The organism is Actinomadura macra NBRC 14102 (assembly GCF_001552215.1).
GTDB lineage: Bacteria > Actinomycetota > Actinomycetes > Streptosporangiales > Streptosporangiaceae > Spirillospora > Spirillospora macra.
Genome location: NZ_BCQT01000025.1, coordinates 20,976 through 43,505, shown reverse-complemented (window position 1 = coordinate 43,505; position 22,530 = coordinate 20,976). Strand labels below are relative to the sequence as shown.

Annotated in this window: 21 protein-coding genes and 1 tRNA gene; 13 read left to right on the top strand and 9 right to left on the bottom strand. The window is 72.6% G+C overall.

Annotated elements, in window-relative coordinates; all coding sequences use genetic code 11:
• Positions 1-39 precede the first annotated feature (39 nt).
• The 7 genes from AMA02S_RS34810 to AMA02S_RS34780 all read left to right on the top strand — a co-directional run bounded on the left by AMA02S_RS34810 (position 40) and on the right by AMA02S_RS34780 (position 8,210).
• The gene (locus AMA02S_RS34810; RefSeq protein ID WP_067467549.1) at positions 40-1,863 is read left to right on the top strand and encodes a methylmalonyl-CoA mutase subunit beta; all 1,824 of its coding nucleotides are present in this window, start codon (positions 40-42) and stop codon (positions 1,861-1,863) included.
• Complete coding sequence (gene scpA / locus AMA02S_RS34805; protein ID WP_067467546.1) at positions 1,860-4,073, top strand: methylmalonyl-CoA mutase; 2,214 nt, start codon at positions 1,860-1,862, stop codon at positions 4,071-4,073. The genes AMA02S_RS34810 and scpA overlap by 4 nt, the downstream gene beginning before the upstream one ends.
• The gene (gene meaB, locus AMA02S_RS34800; protein WP_067467543.1) at positions 4,070-5,053 is read left to right on the top strand and encodes a methylmalonyl Co-A mutase-associated GTPase MeaB; all 984 of its coding nucleotides are present in this window, start codon (positions 4,070-4,072) and stop codon (positions 5,051-5,053) included. Before scpA ends, meaB begins: the two co-directional genes overlap by 4 nt.
• Positions 5,054-5,131: 78 nt before the next feature.
• Entirely contained in the window at positions 5,132-6,109 is a 978-nt protein-coding gene (locus AMA02S_RS34795; protein WP_067467541.1) for a GNAT family N-acetyltransferase, read from the top strand.
• A gap of 300 nt (positions 6,110-6,409) precedes the next feature.
• A tRNA-Asn gene (locus tag AMA02S_RS34790) sits at positions 6,410-6,480 on the top strand.
• Between the two features lie 27 nt (positions 6,481-6,507).
• On the top strand, positions 6,508-6,948 hold the full coding sequence (locus AMA02S_RS34785) for an HNH endonuclease (RefSeq protein WP_067467539.1): 441 nt from the start codon (positions 6,508-6,510) through the stop codon (positions 6,946-6,948).
• Between the two features lie 221 nt (positions 6,949-7,169).
• A complete protein-coding gene (locus AMA02S_RS34780) occupies positions 7,170-8,210 on the top strand; it encodes a VldE C-terminal domain-containing protein (protein ID WP_067467535.1) in 1,041 nt (346 codons plus the stop codon).
• Positions 8,211-8,333: 123 nt separating this feature from the next.
• Here AMA02S_RS34780 and AMA02S_RS34775 read toward each other — a convergent pair whose 3' ends face one another.
• Positions 8,334-9,380 carry a Gfo/Idh/MocA family oxidoreductase gene (locus tag AMA02S_RS34775; protein WP_067467532.1) on the bottom strand — a complete coding sequence of 349 codons (1,047 nt, stop codon included), beginning with the start codon at positions 9,378-9,380 and terminating at the stop codon, positions 8,334-8,336.
• Positions 9,381-9,485: 105 nt separating this feature from the next.
• On the opposite strand from AMA02S_RS34775, the gene AMA02S_RS34770 reads away from it, so the two are divergent.
• Positions 9,486-11,132 carry an NAD(P)/FAD-dependent oxidoreductase gene (locus AMA02S_RS34770; RefSeq protein ID WP_067467530.1) on the top strand — a complete coding sequence of 549 codons (1,647 nt, stop codon included), beginning with the start codon at positions 9,486-9,488 and terminating at the stop codon, positions 11,130-11,132.
• A 75-nt stretch (positions 11,133-11,207) separates the two neighbouring features.
• Positions 11,208-12,623, top strand: a complete 1,416-nt coding sequence (locus tag AMA02S_RS34765) for an ATP-binding protein (protein ID WP_067467527.1) — start codon at positions 11,208-11,210, stop codon at positions 12,621-12,623.
• Between the two features lie 93 nt (positions 12,624-12,716).
• Here AMA02S_RS34765 and AMA02S_RS44795 read toward each other — a convergent pair whose 3' ends face one another.
• A complete protein-coding gene (locus AMA02S_RS44795; RefSeq protein ID WP_281181950.1) occupies positions 12,717-12,839 on the bottom strand; it encodes a hypothetical protein in 123 nt (40 codons plus the stop codon).
• 33 nt (positions 12,840-12,872) lie between these two features.
• The gene (locus AMA02S_RS34760; RefSeq protein ID WP_067467524.1) at positions 12,873-13,667 is read right to left on the bottom strand and encodes a class II aldolase/adducin family protein; all 795 of its coding nucleotides are present in this window, start codon (positions 13,665-13,667) and stop codon (positions 12,873-12,875) included.
• A 140-nt stretch (positions 13,668-13,807) separates the two neighbouring features.
• On the opposite strand from AMA02S_RS34760, the gene AMA02S_RS34755 reads away from it, so the two are divergent.
• From AMA02S_RS34755 to AMA02S_RS34745, 3 genes are all read left to right on the top strand, one after another.
• Positions 13,808-14,941, top strand: a complete 1,134-nt coding sequence (locus AMA02S_RS34755; protein ID WP_067467522.1) for an RsbRD N-terminal domain-containing protein — start codon at positions 13,808-13,810, stop codon at positions 14,939-14,941.
• A gap of 77 nt (positions 14,942-15,018) precedes the next feature.
• Positions 15,019-15,891, top strand: coding sequence for an LLM class flavin-dependent oxidoreductase (locus AMA02S_RS34750; protein ID WP_218005227.1), 873 nt, complete (start codon positions 15,019-15,021; stop codon positions 15,889-15,891).
• Between the two features lie 93 nt (positions 15,892-15,984).
• The gene (locus tag AMA02S_RS34745) at positions 15,985-16,314 is read left to right on the top strand and encodes a DMT family transporter (RefSeq protein WP_067467516.1); all 330 of its coding nucleotides are present in this window, start codon (positions 15,985-15,987) and stop codon (positions 16,312-16,314) included.
• 104 nt (positions 16,315-16,418) lie between these two features.
• Here AMA02S_RS34745 and AMA02S_RS34740 read toward each other — a convergent pair whose 3' ends face one another.
• The 4 genes from AMA02S_RS34740 to AMA02S_RS34730 form a co-directional block, all read right to left on the bottom strand.
• Complete coding sequence (locus tag AMA02S_RS34740) at positions 16,419-17,270, bottom strand: helix-turn-helix domain-containing protein (RefSeq protein ID WP_067467510.1); 852 nt, start codon at positions 17,268-17,270, stop codon at positions 16,419-16,421.
• A 35-nt stretch (positions 17,271-17,305) separates the two neighbouring features.
• Complete coding sequence (locus AMA02S_RS34735) at positions 17,306-17,920, bottom strand: hypothetical protein (protein ID WP_245667963.1); 615 nt, start codon at positions 17,918-17,920, stop codon at positions 17,306-17,308.
• Positions 17,921-18,055 carry a hypothetical protein gene (locus tag AMA02S_RS44790; RefSeq protein ID WP_281181949.1) on the bottom strand — a complete coding sequence of 45 codons (135 nt, stop codon included), beginning with the start codon at positions 18,053-18,055 and terminating at the stop codon, positions 17,921-17,923.
• 208 nt (positions 18,056-18,263) lie between these two features.
• On the bottom strand, positions 18,264-19,673 hold the full coding sequence (locus AMA02S_RS34730; RefSeq protein ID WP_245667962.1) for an aldehyde dehydrogenase family protein: 1,410 nt from the start codon (positions 19,671-19,673) through the stop codon (positions 18,264-18,266).
• 138 nt (positions 19,674-19,811) lie between these two features.
• Between AMA02S_RS34730 and AMA02S_RS34725 the strand changes: the two genes are divergently transcribed.
• A complete protein-coding gene (locus tag AMA02S_RS34725) occupies positions 19,812-21,242 on the top strand; it encodes an alpha/beta fold hydrolase (protein WP_067467508.1) in 1,431 nt (476 codons plus the stop codon).
• Here the strand turns inward: AMA02S_RS34725 and AMA02S_RS34720 are convergent.
• Both AMA02S_RS34720 and AMA02S_RS34715 read right to left on the bottom strand, forming a co-directional pair.
• Complete coding sequence (locus AMA02S_RS34720; protein WP_067467505.1) at positions 21,232-21,870, bottom strand: hypothetical protein; 639 nt, start codon at positions 21,868-21,870, stop codon at positions 21,232-21,234. The two genes, AMA02S_RS34725 and AMA02S_RS34720, sit on opposite strands and share 11 nt — an antisense overlap.
• Before the next feature lie 4 nt (positions 21,871-21,874).
• Positions 21,875-22,474 (bottom strand): hypothetical protein, encoded by a 600-nt coding sequence (locus AMA02S_RS34715; RefSeq protein ID WP_067467502.1) that lies wholly within the window; start codon positions 22,472-22,474, stop codon positions 21,875-21,877.
• Between the last annotated feature and the right edge of the window lie 56 nt (positions 22,475-22,530).

Here is a 22,530-nt window from a genome sequence, read left to right as displayed (position 1 = left end):
CTCTAAGACGGGCTTAAGACGCTCGCTTACGATCCAGGCATGACGGTGCCGCCTGAGGAACTCGAACTGGCCGCCGCTTTCCCCCCGGCTGAGCGCGACCGGTGGCGGGAGATGGTGAAGGGGGTGCTGCGCAAGTCCGGCGCGGCGACCGACGACACCTCCCTTGCGGAGATCGAGGGTCTGCTGACCCGCGAGTCGTACGACGGCGTGCCGGTCGCGGCGCTCTACACCCGGGACGACGCTCCGCCCGGGCGCCCCGGTCTCGCCCCGTACGTCCGTGAGGTTCGCCCCGAGGGGGAGGGCCTGGCGGGCTGGGACGTGCGGCAGCGGCATGCCGGCGCCGACCCGGTGGTCGTCCGCGACGCGATTCTCGCCGACCTCGAGAACGGCGCCACCTCGGTGTGGCTGGAGGTCGGCGGCGCGGGACTGCCCGTGGCCGCGCTCCCGGAGGCGCTGCGCGGCGTTCTGCTCGCTCTCGCGCCCGTCGTGCTGGACGCGGGGGAGCAGGCCGGCGAGGCCGCCGAGGCGTTCCTCGCTCTGGTCGCCGAGCGCGGCGACGCGGCGGGCGCGGCGGGGAACCTCGGCGCCGACCCGCTCGGGCTCAAGGCGCGCACCGGCACCGCCGGGTCACTGGACGAGTCCGCGGCGCTTGCCGTCCGCTGCGTCCGCGAGTTCCCCGGGCTGCGGGCGATCGTCGTGGACGGCACCGTCCACCATGACGCGGGCGGCGGTGACGCCGACGAACTGGGCGCCGCCATCGCCTCCGGCGTCGCCTACCTGCGCGCCCTCACGGGTGCCGGGCTCTCGGTCGCCGAGGCGTTCGGACAGATCGAGTTCCGGCTCGCGGTGAACGCCGGCCAGTTCTCCTCGATCGCCAAGCTCCGCGCGCTCCGCCGGCTGTGGTCGCGGGTGGCCGAGGTCAGCGGGGCGCCGGACGGCACCGCCGCCCGCGTCCACGCGGTGACGTCCTCGGCGATGATGACGCGGCGGGACCCGTGGGTGAACATGCTCCGCACCACCGTCGCGGCCTTCGCCGCCGGGGTCGGCGGCGCGGACGCCGTCACCGTGCAGCCGTTCGACGCACGGCTCGGCCTTCCCGACGGCTTCGCCCGCCGTATCGCCCGCAACACCCAAACCCTCCTGATGGAGGAGTCGAGCCTCGCCCGCGTCGTCGATCCCGCCGGTGGCTCCTGGTACGCCGAACGGCTCACCGAGGACCTGGCCCGGGCGGCCTGGGCATGGTTCACCGAGATCGAGAAGGCCGGGGGGTACGGCGCCGCCCTCGACTCGGGCCTGATCGCCGACCGGCTCGCGCGGACCTGGGCGCGGCGCCGCCGGGACATCGCGCGGCGCAAGGCCCCGCTGACCGGGGTCAGCGAGTTCCCGAACCTGGACGAGACGCTGCCGGAACGAGAGCCCGCGCCGACCCGTCCCGGCGGCGGGTTGCCCGTCGTCACCTACGCGCAGGACTTCGAGGCTCTGCGCGACCGCTCCGACGCCCACGCCGAGTCCACCGGGGCCCGCCCCCGGGTCTTCCTCGCCACGCTCGGGCCGGTCGCCGTGCACACCGCCCGCGCGTCCTTCGCCGCCAACCTCTTCCAGGCGGGCGGGATCGAGACCGTCACCGGTGCGCCCGAGGAGTTCGGGACGGCTGGGACGTCCGTGGCCTGCCTGTGCTCCAGTGACGCGCTGTACACCGAGCGGGCCGTCGAGGCCGCCCGGACGCTGCGGGACGCCGGCGCGATGAAGGTCTGGCTCGCGGGTAGGGGAACCTACGAGGGGGTCGACGCGACCCTGAGCGCGGGCTGCGACGCGATCGAGGTGCTGGAGACCACCCTCCACGACCTGGGAGTGAAACGATGATCCCCGATTTCGCCGAGATCGAGCTCGGCGCCGCCCCATCGGCCGACGAGGCCGCCAAACGGTGGCGCGGGGCCGTCACCGAGGCCACCGGCCTGGACCCCGACGCGCAGACGTGGGACACCCCCGAGGGCATCGGCGTCCGTCCCCTCTACACCGCCGACGACCTGGCCGGCGTCGACTTCCTCGACACCTATCCGGGCATCGCGCCGTACCTGCGCGGCCCGTACCCGGCCATGTACGCGACCCAGCCCTGGACGATCCGCCAGTACGCCGGGTTCTCGACGGCCGAGGAGTCCAACGCCTTCTACCGCCGCAACCTCGCCGCCGGGCAGAAGGGACTGTCGGTCGCGTTCGACCTCGCCACCCACCGCGGCTACGACTCCGACCACCCGCGCGTTGCCGGCGACGTCGGCATGGCGGGAGTCGCGATCGACTCGATCTACGACATGCGGCAGCTCTTCGACGGGATCCCGCTCGACAGGATGAGCGTGTCGATGACCATGAACGGGGCCGTCCTGCCCGTCCTGGCGCTCTACATCGCCGCCGCGCAGGAGCAGGGCGTCGCGCCCGAGGCCCTCGCCGGGACCATCCAGAACGACATCCTTAAGGAGTTCATGGTCCGCAACACCTACATCTACCCGCCCGCGCCGTCCATGCGGATCATCTCCGACATCTTCGCGTTCACTTCCCGGCGGATGCCCAAGTACAACTCCATCTCGATCTCCGGCTACCACATCCAGGAGGCCGGAGCCACCGCCGACCTGGAGTTGGCCTACACCCTCGCCGACGGCGTCGAGTACATCCGCGCCGGGCGCCAGGCAGGGCTGGACATCGACGCCTTCGCGCCCCGCCTGTCGTTCTTCTGGGCGATCGGGATGAACTTCTTCATGGAGGTCGCCAAGCTCCGCGCCGCCCGGCTGCTGTGGGCTCGGCTGGTGAAGACGTTCGACCCGAAGAATCCGAAATCGCTGTCGCTGCGGACGCACTCGCAGACGTCCGGCTGGTCGCTGACCGCGCAGGACGTCTTCAACAACGTCGCCCGCACATGCGTCGAGGCGATGGCCGCGACGCAGGGCCACACGCAGTCGCTGCACACCAACGCGCTGGACGAGGCGCTCGCGCTGCCCACCGACTTCTCGGCCCGGATCGCCCGCAACACCCAGCTGCTCCTCCAGCAGGAGTCCGGGACGACCCGCACCATCGACCCGTGGGGCGGCAGCGCCTACGTCGAACGCCTCACCTACGATCTCGCCCGCCGCGCCTGGGGCCACATCACCGAGGTCGAGCGGGCCGGCGGCATGGCCCGCGCGATCGACGAGGGCCTGCCGAAGCTGCGCATCGAGGAGGCCGCCGCCCGCACCCAGGCGCGCATCGACTCCGGCCGCCAGCCTGTCATCGGCGTCAACAAGTACCGCCCGGACACCGAGCAGCACATCGAGGTCCTCAAGGTCGACAACGCCGCCGTCCGCGCGCAGCAGATCGGCAAGCTGCGCCGCCTCCGGGAGGAGCGTGACGAGACGGCCGCACGGGACGCGCTGTCCGCGCTGACCCGCGCCGCCGAGGCCGCCGAGAACGGCACCCGCGCGCCCGGTTTGGAGCAGAACCTGCTCGCCCTCGCCATCGACGCCGCCCGCGCCAAGGTCACCGTCGGTGAGATATCGGACGCGCTGGAGCGGGCGTACGGGCGGCACGCCGCGCAGATCCGTACGATCTCCGGTGTGTACCGGGACGAGGCGGGGCCGGCCGAAGGCATCGAGCGGGCGCGCGCCGCGACGGCCGCGTTCGAGGAGGCGGAGGGGCGGCGCCCCCGCATCCTCGTCGCCAAGATGGGACAGGACGGCCACGACCGCGGTCAGAAGGTGATCGCGACCGGCTTCGCCGACCTCGGCTTCGACGTCGACGTGGGCCCGCTGTTCCAGACCCCCGGCGAGGTCGCCCGGCAGGCCGTCGAGGCCGACGTGCACATCGTCGGCGTCAACTCCCTCGCCGCCGGCCACCTCACGCTCGTCCCGGCGCTGCGCGAGGAACTCGCGGCCCTCGGCCGCGAGGACATCGTGATCGTCGTCGGCGGGGTCATCCCCCCGCAGGACTTCGACGAGCTGCGTGCCGCCGGCGCCTCGGCGATCTTCCCGCCCGGCACCGTCCTCGCCGACGCCGCGATCGGCCTGCTGGAGGAGCTGACCGCCAAGCTCGGGCACGCCCCCCGGTGAGGCACGGGCTCGACGACTACATCGCGGGTGTGCGGGACGGGTCGCGGGCGTGGATCGCGCGGGCGATCACGCTCGTGGAGTCCACCCGTACCGACCACCGGAACCTGGCACAGGAACTGCTGACCGCGCTGACTCCGCACGCCGGTGGGGCCCGCCGCGTCGGCATCACCGGCGTGCCCGGCGTCGGCAAGTCCACGTTCATCGACGCGCTCGGCACCGACCTCACCGGCCAGGGCCACCGCGTCGCGGTGCTGGCCGTCGACCCGTCCTCGACCCGCACCGGCGGGAGCATCCTCGGCGACAAGACCCGCATGCAGCGCCTCGCCGCCGACCCCAACGCGTTCATCCGGCCCTCGCCCACGGCCGGGACGCTCGGCGGCGTCGCCAAGGCCACCCGTGAGGCCATGGTCGTCATGGAGGCCGCCGGATACGACATCGTCCTCGTCGAGACGGTCGGCGTCGGCCAGTCGGAGACCACCGTCTCGGAGATGGTCGACTCCTTCCTGTTCCTCACCCTCGCCCGCACCGGTGACCAGCTCCAGGGCATCAAGAAGGGTGTGCTGGAGCTCGCGGACGTCATCGCGGTGAACAAGGCCGACGGCGAGCACGCGAAGGAGGCCGAGCGCGCCGCCCGCGAGCTGGCGGGCGCGCTGCGGCTGCTGCGCGACGACGGGCGCTCCCGTGCCACCCCCGTCCTGACGTGCAGCGCCAGGGAGAACCGGGGCCTGGACGAGGTGTGGGCGCGGATCGTCGAGCATCAGGAGCGGCTGCGCGCCTCGGGCGAGCTGGAAGAGCGGCGCCGCCGCCAGCAGGTCGGCTGGACGTGGGCGATGGTCCGCGAGCGGCTCCTCGGCGAGCTGCGCTCCCACCCGTCGGTCCGGGAGCTGGCGCCTGAACTGGAACGGCGTGTGGCGGACGGCGACCTGCCGCCGGCGCTGGCCGCCGAACGCATCCTGGAGGCGTTCTCGCGGGATCGCTGAGCCCGCGTTCCGCGCAAGCGGGGGCCCGGTTGTGCGGGGTCCCGGTCGCGACGGGCCGGTATCCGGTACAAAAGTCGGATGGACGTCATCGCGCTCGATGATCCGACCGCCGGGCAGGTCCGGCAGTGGCACGACGTGGTCGCCGCCGTCCACGCGGCGGACCCGGCGGGAGAGCCGGCACCCGAGCCGGAGCAGACGGCGGAGCGCCTGCTCGGCGGCGGGTCCCGGCTGCGGTTGTGGGCCGTCGCCGGCGCCGACGGGCTGGCCGCGGTGGCCGCGCTGCGGCTGCCGGGCGAGCCCGGCGCGGCCCGTCCCGCCGAGATCGACATCCGGGTGCGCCCGGAGCACCGGCGGTGCGGGCTCGGCCGGCGTCTGCTGACCGAGGCCGCCGAGGGGTTGCGGGCCGACGGCCGCTCCAGCGTGATCGCGCAGGTGCTCGCCGGTACCCCGGCCGTCCCGTTCTTGGAGTCGCACGGCTTCGACTGTGTCCTGACTCTGCGGGGCATGGTGCTGCGTCTTGAGGAGATGCCCCCCGGCCGCGTCGCTCGCCTCCTCGCCGAGGCGCCCCCCGGGTACCGCCTGATCCGCTGGCAGGGCGTCGTCCCCGACGAGCACGCCTCCGCCCTGGCCCAGGTCAAGACCGCCATGGCCGACCTCGCCGAGTACGAGGGGACCCCGTGGGACGCCCACCGCGTCCGCGAGATGGCCGAGGTCGTCGCCAAACGCGGAGACGACCTCTACACCGTGGCGGCCTTCGACGGCACCGCCATCGCCGGATTCACCGAGGTCGTCGTCCCCCTCGGCTGCGTCGGACGCGCCGCGCAGTACGACACCGCCGTCGCCCCCGAGCATCGGGGCCGGCGCCTCGGTATCTGGGTCAAGGCCGCGATGCTCCAGTGGCTCGCCGGCGAACGCCCCGAGGTCCGCGAGATCGAGACCGACAACGTCGGCGACAACACCCACATGCTCGCCGTCAACGAGGAACTCGGCTTCCGCGTCGAACGCGAATCCCTGGAGTACCAGGCCGCCGTGAGCGCCCTCCCCGCACCCGGCTGACCTGCCGCCGGCAGGCCTCCCGACCCCGGGCTCTCCAGGACGCCCCGGAGCGGTGACCCACAGGTTCGTGCTCCGAAGCGCGGGCGGCGCCGGGGCGGCAAGGACGGGGCGAGGTCCTGTCACCCGGCGACGGGCCGGGCTGGTGGGGCGGTCGCGCTGGGGAGTTGATGCCGGCGATGGTCCGCGCCGATCCCGACCCGGGTGGATGATCGGAAAATACGTTGCCGCTTCGGCCCTTGTATCGGCACTCTGATGGAGGCTTCCGGGAAATGCCCGGAAGGCGGAGAATTGCCGGACCATTCCTTCGTAGTTCAACGGTAGAACGTCGCACTGTTAATGCGGATATCCAGGTTCGAATCCTGGCGGGGGAGCGGCATGCGGGCTAGGGAGGTGACCCGGTGAACGTGCTCGTGTTGAACGCGTCCTACGAGCCGTTGCAGAAAGTGGACCTGCGGCACGCCATCCGCATGCTGGTGCGCGAGGTAGCCGTCGTCGAGGAGGCCGAGGAAGGCCGGACCATCGGCAGCTTCCCTGTGCCGCGGGTGCTCCGGCTGGTCAGGTACGTCGCCATGCGCTGGCGGCACGGCAGGCGCCCGCCGTGGAGCAAGCGCGGGGTGTACCTGCGCGACCTCGGGCGCTGCGGCTACTGCGGAAAGCGCGGCAACACCATCGACCACGTCCACCCGCAGTCGCGCGGTGGTGGGGACACCTGGGAGAACACCGTGCTCGCCTGCGGCCGATGCAACAACCGCAAGGGCGACCGGACGCTCGCCGAGGCGGGTCTCCGGCTGCGGTGGGAGCCGAGGGTGCCGCGGTGGGAGGAACTCGTCGGGCGGTGATCCGGAGAGCGCCGTGCCACGGGAAGGGCCGTGACCCGGGAAGGGCTGGGATCCGCCCGGGCGGGACGGGGGAGGGGCCGGACCGCCGCGGGCGGTCCGGCCCCGGAAACGTTCGCCGTAGCCTCCATGTGACTCTGTGTATTCGTCGAAGTGTCTGAGGTGAAAAGGGTGATTGTGGTAGCGTGCCGCAAATCTTGAGGTTTGTTATCTAGGAGTGATCTGTGGCGGCCCTCGATCCCCCCGGCAGCACCCGGCGCGGAAGGACAGAGCGCGCGTCCGGCCGGCGTACGGCGGCACGCCGCCTCGCCGCACTCGTTCTCGTGGTCGGGGTGTCATCGGCGCTGCCGCCGGCGGCTGGGAGCGCCGCGCACGCCCCGGAGGCGCCGAAGAAGGACCTCAAGAAGGAATACGCGAAGCTTCAGAAGCGCGCCGAAGCCCTCTCGAAGGAGTACCGGGGCGAGCTCATCTCCCTGGAACAGGCGAAGAAGGCCGCCCAGCGCGCCGGTGCGGACGCCGAGCGGGCGAACCGCGAATATGACGACGCCCGCGCCTACATCGCCCGGCTCGCCTCCACCACGTACATGACCGGGCGGCTCGACATGACCGCGATCGTCACCGAGGGCGAACCGAGCGGCGCCATCCGGGACGCCACCATGATCGAGCACCTGAGCCGCAACAGCGGCCGTCGCGTCCAGGGCCTGCGGACCCTCAACGACCAGGCGACACAGTCCCGGCGGACGGCCGAGACCAAACTGGAGGAGGTCCGCCGCGAGATCGAGGACCTGGAGGGGCAGCGGGCGCGCGTCCGCAAACTGCTCGCCAAGTACAAGCCCGAGGAGACCAAGACCCGCGCCCCCAGCGGCGGCGGGCGCCCCGACGGCGTCAACGGCACCAAGTCCCCGATCGTCGGCAACTCCATGACCGCCCGGATGCGCACCGCCCTCCTCGCAATCGACGGAAGGTTCGGTCCGTTCCCCACCATCGGCTGCGCCCGCCCCGGCGACCCGCAGGACCACGGCTCGGGCCGGGCCTGCGACTTCATGGAGAGCACCGGCGGCAAGTCCCCGAGCGCCTCGGCCAGGGCTCACGGCGACCAGGTCGCCCAGTACGTGATCAGCAACGCGTCCCGGCTCGGCATCAAGTACGTCATCTGGCGGCGGCGCATCTACGACATGCGCGGCAGCGGCGGCTGGCGCCAGATGGAGGACCGCGGCAGCATCACCGCCAACCACTACGACCACGTCCACGTATCCGTGCTCTGACCAGGCGTGTCTCTGCGATCCCGCCTGTGTTCACTGCGATCCGGCCCAAGGATGCCCGCCTCCGGCTTCGCTCCAGGTCAGGCAGCGCACTCGCGTGGAGGCTGAGATTGGGACGGGACGGCGCTAGAGCTCGACGACCGTCCTGTCGCGGGCGGAGCGGAGGGCCGCCTCGATGACCTCCAGGCCGGTGATCGCGTCCGCCAGCGTGACCGGCGGCGTCGCCCCGGTGCGCAGGGTGTGCGCCACCGCGGCATAGAAGTCCTGGTATGCGCCTGGTTCGGTGGGTTCGACTCGTTCCTCCCCCGGCGTGCCGAGCAACCCGTACGAGGGCGCGGGGGCGGCGCCATAGCCGGGGTCTCGCGGCGTGCTCCCGGCGCGGAGGGCCTCCTCCTGCACGTCCATCCCGGAGACCGTGTACGACCCGCGGTTGCCCAGCACCCGGAACCGTGGGCCGAGCTGCGCGGCGGCCGCGCTCATCCACAGATGGGAGCGGATCCCGCCGCGATGCGTGAGGGCCACGAAGGCGTCGTCGGGCGCCGCGGCGCCCCGGCGGCGGGTGTCGACCTCGGCGTAGACCCGTTCGGGACGGCCGAACAGCGTGATCGCCTGGTCGATCAGGTGGGAGCCGAGGTCGTGCAGGATGCCGCCCCCCTCGCGGGGGTCGCCGCTCTCCTTCCAGCCCGTCCCGACCTTGGGCCGCCACCGCTCGAACCGCGACTCGAACCGGTGCACGTCGCCGAGCGCGCCCGAGGCGGCGAGCCGGTAGGCGGTGCGGTAGTCGCCGTCCCAGCGCCGGTTGTGGAACGGGATGACCGGCAGCCCCCGGACGGCCCCGAGCGCGGCCAGCGACCGGGCGTCGGCCGCCGTGGCCGCGACCGGCTTGTCCACGACGACCGCGACTCCGGAGGTCAGAGCCGTCCGGGCCAGCGGGACGTGCAGCCGGTTCGGCGCGGCGACCACGACCAGATCGTAGGCGTCCGACACCTCCCAGAGCCGGTCGGCGGTGGCGAGGACCCGCGCGCCCGGGTACCGCTCCCGGACGGCCCGCTGCCGCCCGACGTCCCCGGTGACGACCGCGGCCAGCCGCATCCCGGGCACCGAGGAGATCAGCGGGGCGTGGAACACCGAGCCGCCGGTGCCGTACCCGATCAGCGCAACACGCAGGTCCATGCCCGCATCATGACCGATCCGGCCGGGTCGCCACGCCGCCGGGGTCGGGACGGTGCGCTCCACGTAGGCTTTTGCCCCGGGGAAGTACCCGATCGAGGAGACGCGGTGTCCAAACCAGTCCTGCTGACGGTCGACGACGACCCGGGCGTGTCCCGGGCCGTGGCCCGTGACCTGCGCCGCAGGTACGCCGGGTCGTACCGGATCGTCCGTGCGGAGTCCGGCCGTCAGGCGTTGGACGCGCTGGGCGAGCTGCGGCTGCGCGGCGACGACACCGCCATGCTTCTGGCCGACCACCGCATGCCGGAGATGACCGGCGTGGAGTTCCTGGAACGGGCCATGGACCTGTTCCCCTTCGCCCGCCGCGTCCTGCTGACCGCCTATGCCGACACCGAGGCCGCGATCCGCGCGATCAACGTGGTGGACCTCGACCACTACCTGCTCAAGCCCTGGAACCCGCCGGAGGAGAAGTTCTATCCGGTGATCGACGCGCAGCTGGACGCCTGGGAGCGCGCCGACCGGCAGGGACCCGGTGAGCTGCGGGTGGTGGGGCACCGCTGGTCCGCCCGCTCCTATGAGGTGCGCGACTTCCTCGCCCGCCACCAGGTGCCCTACACGTGGCTGCTGGACGGTGATCCCGAGGGTGCGGAGCTGGTCGCGGCGGCCGGCGCGCCGGAACTGCCGCTCGTGGTCACCGCCGAGGGCACGGCGCTGTCGGCCCCGTCCGATGCGGAGCTGGCCGCCGCGATCGGGCTGCCGACCACGCCGTCCACCGGCTTCTACGACCTGATCGTGGTCGGCGGCGGCCCGTCCGGTCTCGGCGCCGCGGTGTACGGCGCGTCCGAGGGGCTGAAGACGGTCGTCGTCGAGCGCCGCGCGCTCGGCGGGCAGGCCGGGCAGAGCTCCCGCATCGAGAACTACCTCGGTTTCCCCGACGGCGTGTCCGGCGCCCAGCTCGCCGACCGGGCCCGCCGCCAGGCCGACCGGTTCGGGGCCGAGCTCCTGCAGGCCGGCGAGGTCACCGCGCTGGAGTCCCGCGGCACCGCCCGGGTCGCGCGCCTCTCGGACGGCGCGGAGATCGCCGCGCACGCCGTCATCCTCGCGACCGGCGTGTCGTATCGGCGGCTGTCGGCGCCCGGCGTCGACGATTTCGTCGGACGAGGCGTCTACTACGGTGCCGCGCTCACCGAGGCCCCGTCCTGTGTGGACGAGGAGGTCGCCATCGTCGGCGGTGCCAACTCCGCCGGGCAGGCGGCGGTGCACCTGGCCAAGTACGCCAAGAAGGTTCACATCATCGTCCGGGCCGACGGCCTGGAGAGATCGATGTCGCACTATCTGATCGAGGAGATCGCTGCGACGTCCAACATCGAGGTGCACACGGGCAAGACCGTCTGTGGCGCGGAGGGCGGCGACCGGCTGGAGCGGCTCACCGTCCAGTGGCCGGGCGGGCTGCGGACGATCGACGCGCACTGGCTGTTCGTGTTCATCGGCGCCGAGCCCGGCACGGACTGGCTGGAGGGCTACGTCGAACGGGACGCGCGCGGCTACCTGGTGACGGGCCCCGACCTCGTCGCGGGCGGACGGCGGCCCGCCCGCTGGTCGCTCGGCCGCCAGCCCTATCACCTGGAGACCAGCGTCCCCGGCGTGTTCGCGGCCGGCGATGTCCGCTCGGAGTCGATGAAACGCGTGGCCTCCGCCGTCGGTGATGGCGCGATGGCCGTCGCGCTTGTTCATCGGTATCTGGAACAAGCATGAGCGGGGCGATATGGGGGCGGGCATGAGTGGAGTGGACCGGGGTCGCCGGAGGCGGCCGCCAGGCAGGAGGCGGGCATGAGCACGGTGTCGCCGGAGGAACTGCGAGGGCTGTTCCTCTTCGAGGATCTTGACGAGGAGAAGCTGCGCTGGCTCTCGCTTCACGGGACGGTCGAGGAGTATCCCGCCGACGGCGTGATCTGCGCGCAGGGCGATCCCGCCGAGTTCTTCTACGTGCTTCTTGACGGCGAGATGGTGATGACCCAGAACGTCCGGGGGCACATCGTCGAGATCAGCCGCACCGCGCGTCCCGGGACCTACGGTGGTGCCGTCCAGGCGTATCTGGACGACCAGATCGAGCAGAGGTACCAGCACACGCTGCGCGCGACGCAGCCCGCACGGATCTTCGTGCTGCCCGCGCGCAAGTTCGCCAAGGCGGTCCGCAAGTGGTTCCCGATGGCCACGCACCTGCTGGCGGGGACCTTCTTCGGGATGAGCAACATGCGGCGGACCGTGGACCAGCGCGAGCGACTGTCCGCGCTGGGCACGATCACCGCCGGGCTCACCCACGAGCTGAACAACCCGGCGGCGGCCGCCGCGCGGGCGAGCGCCGAGCTCGGCGACCGGCTGCTCGGTGCGCAGAAGAGCCTGGCGGATCTCGCGGCGCGGGGCGTGGACTGCACGCATCTGAGCGCCCTTGTGTCGCTGCGGCCGAAGCTGCCCGCGCCGGCCTCGCGGAGGAGCCCGCTGGAGGTCAGTGACGCCGAGGACGAGCTCGGCGGATGGCTGGAGGAGCACGGCGTGCCGGACGCCTGGGACCTGGCGCCCGGCCTGGTGGCGGCCGGTGTCGGCGTCGAGCAGGCCGGGCAGGTCGCGTCCGCTGCGGGCGAGCACCTGCCCGCCGCCGTGCGGTGGCTCGCGGAGGTGCTGGAGGTCGCGCAGCTGCAGGAGGAGATCGCCGAGGCGATGGGCCGGATCACCGCGCTGCTGGACTCGGCGCGGCAGTACTCCCAGCTCGACCGTGCCGCCTACCTGCGGGCCGACCTGCGCGAGTTGCTCGACAGCACGCTCACCATGCTCAGGCGCAAGATCGGCCCCGATGTGACGGTGAAGACCGACTATGACGCGGGACTGCCGCCGGTGCCCGTCTACGCGGCGGAGCTCAACCAGGTATGGACGAACCTCATCGTGAACGCCCTGTACGCGATGCAGGGTTCGGGCACCCTCACGGTCCGGACGGCTCGGGAGAACGACCAGGCGCTGGTGGAGATCGGCGACACCGGTGTGGGCATCCCCGAGGAGAACCTCACCCGGATCTTCACGCCGTTCTTCACCACCAAGCCGGTCGGGCAGGGGACGGGCCTCGGTCTTGACATCTCCTGGCGCATCGTCGCCGACCGGCACGGCGGCGACATTCGGGTGGAGTCCCTGCCGGGCGATACCCGCTTCCAGGTGCTCCTCCCGCTCACCGAGTCCTCGGGCACGGAGGAGTAGCCGGACCCGGCGGCTGGGTCAGGACGATTGCAGCTCCAGCAGGTTGCCGTCGGGGTCCCGCAGGTGAGCGGTGCGCAACCCGGGGCCGTTGGCCTACTGGGCCTCGGGCAGCAGTCTGACCGGGCGGATGCCGAGCAGTTCCTCAAGCACGACCGTGTAGAAGCGGGCGCAGGTCTCGAAGTCGTCCACCAGTAGGCGCGGGTAGAGCGCGTCCAAGCCGCACTCCTTTCAGTCGGCGAATTCGTGACGTCACCCGAACAGGTCGGGCTGCTCGCGGACGATCTGATCGTAGAGGGGTTGGTAGTTGATCCAGCCGACCAGGTCGTTGCCGATCTGCTCGTGGGTGAGGACGGCGTTGTCGTGCTCGATCGGGACGACCTGCCCTGCGGACTTGGCGAGCAGTTGCACCTGGCAAGAGCGTTCCATCGTGATGAACCACCAGGCGGCTGCGTCGACGGTGTCGCCGACGGTGAGCAGGCCGTGGTTGCGCAGGATGACGGCCTTGTGGTCACCGAGGGCGGCGGCGATGCGCTTGCCCTCCTCCAGGTCGGTGACGACGCCGGTGTAGTCGTCGAAGAGCCCGTGGTCCTGGTAGAACGCGCAGACGTCCTGGGTGATCGGCTCCAGCCTCTGGCCGAGCGCGGAGATCGCCCGGCCGTAGGTGGAGTGGCTGTGCGCGGCGGCGACGACGCCGGGCCTGGCCTGGTGGACCTGGGAGTGGATCGCGAACGCGGCCTCGTTGACGGGGTAGCGGCCCTCGACGACCTGGCCCTGGTGGTTCACCAGGATGAGGTCGCTGATCCGGACGTGCTTGAAGGACATCCCGAAGGGGTTGACCCAGAAGTGGTCGGTGCGCTCGGGGTCGCGTGCGGTGATGTGCCCCGCGACGCCCTCCTCGAAGCCGAATTTGCCGAAGATCCGCAACGCCGCCGTCAGCCGCTCCTTGCGGTGTCGTCGCTCGTCCTCGACAGCGTCGAACGACGGGGGCAGCCGGAAGATCAGATCGGTGGGGAGTTTGTTGAGGAACTGCTCGTCATCGGGCATCGCCGGCCTCCACGTACGGACTCCTTGCGCGCGTACCCCACCACCGAACACCGGGCGGCGCGGCGGGGACAAGGGGGCCGCGGCCCAAAGGCGCCCCACCCGATTGTCCGGAATGGACAATATGGCCGCAGAATAGAGGAATGGAGCCCAGCGAGGGTGACCGGTTCCTGCGGTTGCTGATCGAGCACAGCGGCGACCCGGTGCTGCTGGAGACGACCGTCCGCGCCGCGCGGAGGCGGTCGGAACTGGTGGCGGCGCTGCCGGAGGAGGAGACCCGGCGGCACACCCGCGCGCTCGTCCGGGGCGTGCTGGCCGCGCTGGAGGCCGGCGGGCCAGGCGAGGAGGTCCTCGCCGCCGCCGGGCGCCTCGGTTCCGACCGGGCCCGGCAGGGTGTGCCGGTCGCGGCGTTCCTGGACGGCTTCCAGGCGGGCCGCGCCCACCTCGTCCGGACGCTCGTCGCGGAGGGCCGGCGGAGGGGCGTGCCGGAGAACGTGCTGTTGGACGGCGTCACCCGCGTCGACGAGATCACCACCGCGCTCGTCCACCGGATGGTCCATGCGCACCGGGTCGCCGAGCTGGAGATGGCCCGGACGACCCGTGAGGGTCACGTGCAGATGCTCCGGCAGCTCCTGCACGGGGAGGCCGTCCCGGTACTGGCGCCGTTGGAGCCGTCCGGCGCCTACCACTGCGTGGTGTCGGACGTCAGCGACCCCACGGTGGCGGCGCGGCTGGAGGCGGACCTCATCGCCGCCGGCCCCGGCCTGTGCGGGCTGGTCGACGGGAGGCTCGCCGCGCTGGTCAACCGGCTGCCCGTCCCGGCGCCGGGCGGGCCGTTGCTGGTGGCCGCGCCGCCCGCACGGCCCCATGACGTCGCGCCGGTGTACGAGCTCGGTCGCCGGGCGTTGCGGGCGGGGGCGGCCGCCGGGCTGGACGGGATGCGGCACCTCGCCGACCTCGCTCTGCTGACCGCCACCGGCGCCGAACCCGTGCTCGGACGTCTGCTGGCCGACGGGTTGCTGGAGGGCCTCGACCCCGATGACCCGTTCCACCGCGAACTCGCCGGCACCGCGCTGGCCTACCTCGACCACGGCGGCCGGATCGAGCCGACGGCCGCGGCGCTGCACGTCCACGTGAACACCGTCAAGTACCGGGTGCGGCGCCTTCAGGAGCTGACCGGCCGCCGCCTCCTGGACCCCGCGGGTGGGGCGGCCGTGACACGCGCGGCGAACTGGTGGTGGGCACTCCAGCACTGGCTGGCGGCGACAAGGACGTGACCCAAGTGGTCCAGCGGGATGATGGGATGCAAATGACGCCCCGCAGCGGGACGTCGGGGACGAGGACGGAGGAGCCGGTGACCGCACCCCGGATCAGCACGGTGCTGTGGCCCACGCAGTCCTGGCCGGAGGCCGGAGAGCTGTGGCGGCGCGCGGAGGAGTTCGGTTTCCACCACGCGTGGGTGTACGACCACATCGCCTGGCGCGGGACGACACCCTGGTACGACGCCTACGCGACGCTGGCCGCCGCGGCGGCGGTCACCTCGCGGGTGCGGATCGGGACGCTGGTGACCTCCCCGAACTTCCGGCACCCGGTGCCGACCGCCCACGCGATCAAGACGATCGACCACGTGAGCGGCGGGCGCCTCACCGTCGGGATCGGATCGGGCGGGACGCGCCGGGCGTCCGACGCGGGCGTCCTCGGCGGACAGGAGTGGACGCCCGCCGAGCGCGCGGACCGCTTCGCGGAGTGGACGGACCTGCTCGGCCGGCTGCTCAGCACGCCGGAGACCACCTACGAGGGAACGTTCTACTCCGCCCGCGAGGTGGTCGGGGAGCCAGGCTGCCTCCAGCGCCCCCGCGTCCCCTTCGTGATCGCGGGCAACGGCCCGCGTGGCATGCGGGTCGCGGCACGGCACGGCACCGGCTGGGTCACCAGCGGCCACGCGCCGGACCGAGCGCCCATGGACGTCGTGCGATCCCGGCTGGCCGCGCTCGACGCGGCGTGCGAGGCCGAGGGCCGCGCGGTCGCCGACCGCGTCCTGCTGACCGGGTTCACGGGCGAACCCTGGCTGGAGTCGGCGGAGTCCTTCGCCGACCTCGCGGGCCGCTACACCGACCTCGGCATCACCGAGGTCGTGCTGCACTGGCCCCGCCCCGGCACGCCCTGGGAGGCCGACATGAAGGTCTTCGAGGCGATCGCCGCCGATCACGCGGCGGTCGGCGGGTGATGACCGTCCCGCCCCCGCCCGCGGCGGCGTCCCCGCGGCGCCCCCGCACTACCCCGGTCGTGCCCAGCGGCCGGACGGCGATAGGAGAGACCGATGCCCTTCGTCCTGCTCGCCTTCGCCATCGCCTTCGAGGTCACCGCGACGCTCGCGATGCGCGCCTCGGACGGGTTCACCAGGGTGGGGCCGTCGGCGCTGGTGGTGGCGGGTTACCTGATCTCGTTCGTGTTCATGGCCAAGGCGCTGACCTCGCTGAACGTCGGGCCCGTCTACGCGATCTGGTCCGCGCTCGGCACGATCGGCGCGTTCGTCGGCGGCGTGCTGCTGTTCGACGAGCCGGTGCGGCCGGTCGCGATCGCCGGGGCCGTGATCATCGTGCTGGGCGTCATCGTGATGAACCTCGGCGGGGGAGTCAGCCACGGCTGACCGCCGGGTGCGCCCTGCCGCCCTCCCGGTGCCCGGCTTATGAGGCTCACATCCGGTAGGTCATGCCCTCGGCGCCCCACTCGCCGAACGGGAGTTAGGGGTGGTCACGCTTCGGCGAGCGTGGTGAGGCGCTGCTGCTCCAACTGCCCGGACAGCAGCTCGGTGGGGGTGCAGCCGGACAGCGCGCGAAACTCCCGGTTGAGATGTGCCTGATCGTAGTAACCGCAGGTGAAGGCGGTTTCCGCGAGATCGCCGCCGTCGCGCAGCAGCCCCACGGCGCGCTCGAACCGCAGCACCCGGCCCATCACCTTGGGCGTCAGCCCGGCCTGTTCGCGGAATCGGTGGGTCAGGTGCTTGCGGCTCCAGCCGACGTCGTCGGCGAGCCGGGCGACCGAGACCAGGCCGCACGTTCCGGTGAGCAGGTTCCAGGCGCGCGAGACCTCCGGATCGGGAACGGGCCCGGTGTCCAGCCGACGCAGCAGGAACGCGTCGAGCAGGTCGAACCGGTCGGCCCAGCGGGGCGTCTCGGCGAGCCGCCCGACGAGTCGGACGGCGTCCGGGCCGAGAAGGTCGGGCAGCTCGACCGCGGCGTTGGTGAGGCGGGCCATCGGGACGCCGAGCAGCGTGTAGGCGCCGAGCGGGGTGAGGTCGAGCTGGACACCGCGCTGCCCTCCGGGATGGGTGTAGCTGCCGTGCCCGTCGTGCATGCCCGCCGCGAACGACCCGTAGTCGCGGTCGAGAACGCCCGGGTCGGGGACTGCCAGGTGCAGCGGCGGGCCCAGATTGATGATCACCACGGTGGAGCGGGTCGGGAGGGTGCGCATCCGGGCGGGACCGACCCCCTCCTCCCAGTAGCCGTCGTAGGAGCGCAGGAACGGGCGCAGCGCGGGGTGCGGCCGGCTCTTCGCCAGCCACCAGTCGCCCTGGTCGGCGATCTCGACCGGCCTGTCGTCCATGCTCCCAGTACTACCATCCGGGGCCGACAGGGCGGCTATTCGTACATCTGCCCGCAAACCGCGATGCGTGCGAGGTCACCCCAGGTCATCGTGGTGATGGTGCGGACGTAGGAGCGGGCGGGCGCCTCACCGGGCGCGGTCGGCAGCGGGACCCGGGCGCCGTCGGCGGCGTCCCAGCCGCCGAGGCTGCCCGCGACGGCGCACTCCAGGTACGTCGCCGGATCGAAGTTGTACCAGCGGGGCGGGGTGGCGCGGGGGCCCGTGCCGTGCGGGCGGGGCGCGTCGGCGCCGAAACGCGCCTGCGGGCCCGGGGGAGCGGTGAGGAAGTCCTCCAGGTCGGCGAGCTGCGACAGGACGACCCGCTCCCAGTCGGCGTACCCCTCCGGCTCGTCGCCGGGCAGCGAGAGGTCCTTGGCCCGCCACGCCGGGTCGAACTCGGCGGGCGGTGTGGTGGCGGCGGCGCTGAACATCGCGGCGACGTCGTCGGGTTCCAGCTCCGCCCGGCCGCTCAGCGGCGCGCTGACCCTCCACAGCGCCCGCAGGAACGCCGACAGCGACCAGGACGCCGCCCTGGCCTCCTGGCCGAGGTGCAGGAAGTGGAGGTACAGGTCGCGGTTGGTCCGGACGGACGGCCCCGCCGGTCCCTGCACTCAGTACGCCTGCTTGTGCGGGACGCCGCTCTCCAGCACCAGGACGTGCGCCAGAGCCGAGATCCGCGAGTCGTGCGCCGTGACGTGGAACTCGTTGCCGATCTCGTCCTGCCGCATGACGTTCCACGTGTGCATCCGGCCCCTCCCCGGTCGGCAAAGCGGTCATTGAACGCTCCCGCCACGAAAGTGTCCCATTTCGCTGGCGAACCGCCAGTAGTGGGCATATCACTTTCCGGACTCGAAGTCCTGGCCTTGCGCGCGTGCTGAAACGCCCCACACATGGGTACGGGCCCGGGCACTTGCCACCCGGGCCCGTATCGTGCTCCGCCGCCTTACGACGCGCTCACTGCTTGGACCGGTGGACGACCTGCATTTCGGTGAATCCGTACAGGCCCCAAGGGCCGTTCTCGACGCCGACACCGCTCCATTTGAACCCGCCGAAGGGCTGGTTCGGGCCGAGCGCGAGATGGGTGTTGACCCAGGCCGTCCCGCACTCCAGCCGCGCGGCGACGTCGGCCGCGCGGTCGGCGTCGGTACCCCACACCGAACCGGACAGGCCGAAGTGGGTGCCGTTGGCGCGGTCGATGGCCTCGTCCAGGTCGGTGTACTTGATGACGGGCAGTGCGGGGCCGAACTGCTCCTCGTCCACGATGCGGGCGCCGTCGGCGACGTCGGCGATGATCGTCGGCTCGAAGAAGTAGCCGGGGCCCCGGATCGGCGCGCCGCCCGCCGCCGCCCGGGCGCCGCCGGCCAGTGCGTCGGCGACCAACTCGCCGACCCGCTCGTACTGCGGCCTGTTGTTGACCGGCCCGTACTGCACGCCCTCGTCCCTGCCGTTGCCGACCCTGGCGGCCAGCGCCTGCTCGGCGAGGGCGTCGACGACGTCGCCGTAGAGGGCCGCCGGGACGTACACCCGCTTGATCGCCGAGCAGACCTGCCCGTTGTTCTGGAACGCCCCGCCGAACACCCGGGCCGCGACGGCTTCCGGGTCCACGTCGTCGAGCAGGATCGCCGGGTCGTTGCCCCCGAGTTCCAGCGTGACCCGTTTGAGGTCGTCCGCGGCGGCCGCGGCGACCCGCTTGCCGGTGGCGACGCTACCGGTAAAGCTGATCTTGCGCGGGACCTCGTGCGCGGTCATCCAGGCACCGAGCCGGTCTCCGCCGCTGACCACGTTCAGCACGCCCGGCGGGAGGACGTCGCGCAGCACCTCGCCCAACTTCAGGCTGGACAGCGGGGTGAACGGGGACGGCTTGAGCACCATCGTGTTGCCCGCCAACAGCGCCGGCGCGAGCTTCCAGACCCCGAGCAGCAGCGGGTAGTTCCACGGCGTGATCGCCGCGACGACGCCCATCGGCCGGCGGACGATCTCGACTCGCGCGCTGTCGTCGTCCTGGATGACCTCGACGGGCACCTCCAGTTCGGCGTAGTACTTCAGCCACACACCGGCGCCGACGACCTCCATGGTGGCGTCGGACAGCGGCTTGCCCTGCTCCAGCGTGATGATGTGGCCGATCTCCTCCGCCCGCGCGAACATGACGTCGGCCGCCGCGAGCAGCGCCTTGCGCCGCGCCGCCTCGTCGCTCCGCCACGCCGGATAGGCCGCCTGGCCGGCGGCCATCGCCGCGTCGAGCTGCGCCCGGGACGCCTCGGGCGCCCGCTCGGCCACCTCGCCCGTCGCCGGGTCGACCACACCGAACGTGTCCGGCGCCCGCACCGCCGCGCCGTCGATGGTCATCGCGTACTTGTCGGACACCGTGGATCCTCCGCTCAGAGCCGTACCGAACGACGGTTCAGTATTCACCTCGCCGCATGCCATGACGAGCGGCCCGGTCGCTGACCGCTTCCGGCGAGGGACGCCCGTGCCCGGCCCCGTCAGAGAGATGATCTCCGTATGCGATCGCGTCTCCCTGCGGTGCTCGCCCTCACCCTCGCTCTCGCCGCGTCCGGCGGGGCGACGGCGGCCGCGGCACCCCACGCGCCCCCGGCCACTCCCGGACCAGGACTGGAGGACCCGCATCCCTGCGCCGGACAGCCCGGCTTCACCTGTTCGACCCTGACCGTGCCCCTCGATCACAGGGACCCGTCCAAGGGCACGTTGAGGCTCCAGGTGGCGACGGGCGGTAACGTCACGGCGCCGAGAGGTGTGCTGCTGTTCCTGACCGGAGGCCCGGGACAACCCGGCGTCCCGTTCATCAGCGGCATCTCCCAGCGGCGGATGCCCGAACTGACCAGGAACTATCGCTTCGTCACGATCGACCAGCGGGGCACCGGTGAGGCCGGCGCGCTCGACTGCCCGAGACTCCAGGCCGAGGTCGGCGGCACCGACATCGAGGCGCCGACCCGTGCGGCGGTGCGGGAATGCGCCGGGATCCTCGGAGACCGCCGCCACTACTACACGACGGACCAGACCGTCGGTGACCTCGATCTGCTGCGCCGCGCGCTCGGCGTCCGCAAGATGACCCTGGACGGTGTCTCCTATGGCACCATGACCGCCGCGACATACGCCGCCTTCTACCCGCACAACGTGAACCGGCTCGTCCTCGACTCGGTGCTCCCGCACGTGGACCCGCAGCGGGACGACATGCTCTACCTCACCGGCCTGCGCGCGACCGCGCGTGTCCTGCGGGACGCGTGCCGGGCGGCCCCCGCCTGTGGCTTCGACCCGGCGAAGGACCTGGCCTGGCTGGCACGGCGTCGCGCGGACCACGTGCGCATCTGGGACATGCTCGTCACCTACGAGTTCGTCGACCCCACCTACCGGAATCCGAACCCCGGCAGCGGCCTGCCCGCCGGGACCGGAGACGTCGTCTCAGCGTTCCATGAGGCACGGCACGGGGAGCCGGCGCGGCTCGACCGCCTTCTGGGGATGCTGGACTCGGGAGGGGGCAGGCCCGCCGACTACAGCCAGGGCCTGCACGTCGCCACCCTGTGCGGTGACGGGCACTTCCCCTGGGGCACCTCCGAGGCGCCGCTCGCCGGCCGAAAGGCGATCCTGGAACGAACCCGCGAGCGTCTGCCCACCCGTGCCACCTGGCCTTTCACGGCCGACTCCGCGGTGGGCGGCGGCTTCGTCCAAAGCTGCCTCCCCTGGCCAGCGTCCCGGCACACCGCCGAGCCCCGGAGACCGCAACTACCGCCGGTGCCCATCCTGCTGCTGAACGGGGACCGTGACCTGTCCACGCCCCTCGAATGGGCCTATGAGGAGCTCCGCCGCGCCCCGCGCGGCACGCTCGTGGTGGTGAAGGGCGCCGCCCATTCCATCCAGAACCGCGAGCGTGGCACGCAGGGGCGCGAAGCCGTCTACACGTTCCTCAACAGCTGACGATGCGGTCGAGGAGGGTCCGGTAGTCGCGGAGCGCCAGCCGCAGCCGTTCGGTGTCGTCGGACCGGTCCCTCCCGCCGTCGTCCTTCCGCCGTGCCGACAGCGCCCGTCGCCGTGCCGTGAGCGCGTGCCCGATGGCCTCGGCGGCCTCGGCGGCGAGTTCGTCCGCCGCGCGGACCGACGCGGCCGGGTCGTCGACGAACCCGGCCTGGACCACGTGCCAGCGCTCCCGGAACCGGTCGGCCTCGGCGGCATCCAGCAACTGCCCAGGCCGCTCGCCCGGCGTGTGAGCCTCGCCGTGCGTGGGTGGCCTCGCGGAAGACGGGGGGTCGTCGGAGGCCGGTGGCTTGCCGCGGGCCGGCGCTCCGCCGCGGCGGGCACCCGCCGTCGGTAGCGGGTCGGGGGCGGTGTCCGGGACGGGCTCGGGCGCGTCCCCGGCCGGCGGTGGGGGACCGGCGACATGGGTGTCACCGGCGGCGCCCGGCTCGGCCGTCCCCGCGGCCTTGGCGCGCTCGTCCGCGGTCGGCGCCGGGACGCCGCCGCTTCGTCGGCCGGCGGCCTGCCTGGCGGCGGGTCCGGTGGAGGGTCCGGCGGCGGGCGCCGCGGTATCGGGTCTCTCGCTTGCCATCGGGTCAGCTCCTCGGGGTCTGCTCGCCCGCCGCGGACTCGGCGGCTGGCTCTTCGGCGGCCCGGTCGTGCGGGGGGACGGACAAGAGGTCCTCGAACAGGGCGCGGTAGTGCACCATCGCCTGTCGCAGATCTTCGGTGGACGCCTGCTTGCCCTTCGCGCGGTCACTGATGTCGTGCCCGCGCCGGTAGTGGTCCAGGGTCCGGCCGTGCTCCACCGACAGGTGGGCGACCTTCTCCTCGAAACCCCGTGTGGGGTAGCCGCGCTCGCCCATCACGACGGTGACGAGCCCGTCCGCCTGTTCGACGGCTGCCTCGGGGGCGTCGACGAACCGCTCCTGGACGCGGATCCACTGCTCGCGGTACTGCTCGCGCTGCCGGGGGTCGAGGTCGTGCAGTTCGAGGCCTTGGTGGCGCTCCTCGCGGGACTCCAGTTCCCGCTCGGCGGCGGCTCGGCCGCCGTGGGTCTCCAGGGCCCGGTCGTACTCGGGGCCGAAGCGCCGTCTGAGCCGCCGGGTCCGCGCGGCGGTCCGGGCGAGGAGCGCGGCGGCCACGAGGGCGGCGATGACGACGACGGCGATGACGACCAGGATGGCGGTCGACATGTCTGTCCTCCAACGTGCGTCGGATCGAATGGAACGCCGATGCCCGGACAGACGCG

Bases quoted from the DNA above. Each gene is read 5' to 3' on its own strand.
- AMA02S_RS34810 (WP_067467549.1), top strand. From the start codon at position 40: ATGACGGTGCCGCCTGAGGAACTCGAACTGGCCGCCGCTTTCCCCCCG.
- scpA (WP_067467546.1), top strand. From the start codon at position 1,860: ATGATCCCCGATTTCGCCGAGATCGAGCTCGGCGCCGCCCCATCGGCC.
- AMA02S_RS34795 (WP_067467541.1), top strand. From the start codon at position 5,132: ATGGACGTCATCGCGCTCGATGATCCGACCGCCGGGCAGGTCCGGCAG.
- AMA02S_RS34775 (WP_067467532.1), bottom strand. From the start codon at position 9,380: ATGGACCTGCGTGTTGCGCTGATCGGGTACGGCACCGGCGGCTCGGTG.
- AMA02S_RS34765 (WP_067467527.1), top strand. From the start codon at position 11,208: ATGAGCACGGTGTCGCCGGAGGAACTGCGAGGGCTGTTCCTCTTCGAG.
- AMA02S_RS34760 (WP_067467524.1), bottom strand. From the start codon at position 13,667: ATGCCCGATGACGAGCAGTTCCTCAACAAACTCCCCACCGATCTGATC.
- AMA02S_RS34755 (WP_067467522.1), top strand. From the start codon at position 13,808: ATGGAGCCCAGCGAGGGTGACCGGTTCCTGCGGTTGCTGATCGAGCAC.
- AMA02S_RS34745 (WP_067467516.1), top strand. From the start codon at position 15,985: ATGCCCTTCGTCCTGCTCGCCTTCGCCATCGCCTTCGAGGTCACCGCG.
- AMA02S_RS34740 (WP_067467510.1), bottom strand. From the start codon at position 17,270: ATGGACGACAGGCCGGTCGAGATCGCCGACCAGGGCGACTGGTGGCTG.
- AMA02S_RS44790 (WP_281181949.1), bottom strand. From the start codon at position 18,055: ATGCACACGTGGAACGTCATGCGGCAGGACGAGATCGGCAACGAGTTC.
- AMA02S_RS34725 (WP_067467508.1), top strand. From the start codon at position 19,812: ATGCGATCGCGTCTCCCTGCGGTGCTCGCCCTCACCCTCGCTCTCGCC.
- AMA02S_RS34720 (WP_067467505.1), bottom strand. From the start codon at position 21,870: ATGGCAAGCGAGAGACCCGATACCGCGGCGCCCGCCGCCGGACCCTCC.
- AMA02S_RS34715 (WP_067467502.1), bottom strand. From the start codon at position 22,474: ATGTCGACCGCCATCCTGGTCGTCATCGCCGTCGTCGTCATCGCCGCC.